At 54.8% G+C, this 1,725-nt stretch carries 1 rRNA gene; it reads right to left on the bottom strand.

The window, feature by feature from the left end:
• Positions 1-40: 40 nt before the first annotated feature.
• Positions 41-1,563, bottom strand: a 16S ribosomal RNA gene (locus tag D9V34_RS17370).
• Positions 1,564-1,725: the final 162 nt, after the last annotated feature.

Genomic DNA, 1,725 nt, shown 5'->3' with positions numbered 1-1,725 from the left:
CTGGCGCCTGGACAACCTATGGTTGCCAGATGCTCCTTAGAAAGGAGGTGATCCAGCCGCACCTTCCGGTACGGCTACCTTGTTACGACTTAGTCCTAATTACCAATCCCACCTTAGACGGCTCCCTCCCACAAGGGGTTAGGCCACCGGCGTCGGGTGTTACCGACTTTCATGACTTGACGGGCGGTGTGTACAAGGCCCGGGAACGTATTCACCGCAGCGTTGCTGATCTGCGATTACTAGCGACTCCGACTTCATGAGGTCGAGTTGCAGACCTCAATCCGAACTGGGACCAGCTTTTTGGGATTCGCTCCACCTTGCGGTATCGCAGCCCATTGTACTGGCCATTGTAGCATGCGTGAAGCCCAAGACATAAGGGGCATGATGATTTGACGTCATCCCCACCTTCCTCCGAGTTGACCCCGGCAGTATCCCATGAGTTCCCACCATTACGTGCTGGCAACATAGAACGAGGGTTGCGCTCGTTGCGGGACTTAACCCAACATCTCACGACACGAGCTGACGACAACCATGCACCACCTGTATACCGACCTTACGGGGCGACCATCTCTGGACGTTTCCGGTATATGTCAAGCCTTGGTAAGGTTCTTCGCGTTGCATCGAATTAATCCGCATGCTCCGCCGCTTGTGCGGGCCCCCGTCAATTCCTTTGAGTTTTAGCCTTGCGGCCGTACTCCCCAGGCGGGGAACTTAATGCGTTAGCTGCGACACAGAATCCGTGGAATGGACCCTACATCTAGTTCCCAACGTTTACGGGGTGGACTACCAGGGTATCTAAGCCTGTTTGCTCCCCACCCTTTCGCTCCTCAGCGTCAGTTACGGCCCAGAGATCTGCCTTCGCCATCGGTGTTCCTCCTGATATCTGCGCATTCCACCGCTACACCAGGAATTCCAATCTCCCCTACCGCACTCTAGTCTGCCCGTACCCACTGCAGGCCCGAGGTTGAGCCTCGGGATTTCACAGCAGACGCGACAAACCGCCTACGAGCTCTTTACGCCCAATAATTCCGGACAACGCTTGCACCCTACGTATTACCGCGGCTGCTGGCACGTAGTTAGCCGGTGCTTTTTCTGCAGGTACCGTCACTTTCGCTTCTTCCCTACTAAAAGAGGTTTACAACCCGAAGGCCGTCATCCCTCACGCGGCGTTGCTGCATCAGGCTTGCGCCCATTGTGCAATATTCCCCACTGCTGCCTCCCGTAGGAGTCTGGGCCGTGTCTCAGTCCCAGTGTGGCCGGTCACCCTCTCAGGCCGGCTACCCGTCGTCGCCTTGGTGAGCCATTACCTCACCAACAAGCTGATAGGCCGCGAGTCCATCCCCCACCGAAATTCTTTCCAACCCCCACCATGCGGTGGAGATTCATATCCGGTATTAGACGCCGTTTCCAGCGCTTATCCCAGAGTGGAGGGCAGGTTACTCACGTGTTACTCACCCGTTCGCCACTAATCCACCAGAGCAAGCTCCAGCTTCATCGTTCGACTTGCATGTGTTAAGCACGCCGCCAGCGTTCGTCCTGAGCCAGGATCAAACTCTCCGTAAATGTTTATCTCCCAAGCCGAAGCCGGGACATTTGATTGCACCGTCCACCCGGAAAAAGAGCGAACAGATGCGAGTTTGAAACTGACAGAACAAATCATTACTGACTTGCTTTGTTTTGTTTAAAATGTTTCCAAAGGAATCTCCACATCACTAAAAGTGATGC

The organism is Mycetocola lacteus, from assembly GCF_003667575.1.
In the GTDB taxonomy this organism is placed as follows: domain Bacteria; phylum Actinomycetota; class Actinomycetes; order Actinomycetales; family Microbacteriaceae; genus Mycetocola; species Mycetocola lacteus.
The sequence above is the reverse complement of the archived record's forward strand: the minus strand, read 5'-3'. Positions and strand labels throughout refer to the sequence as shown.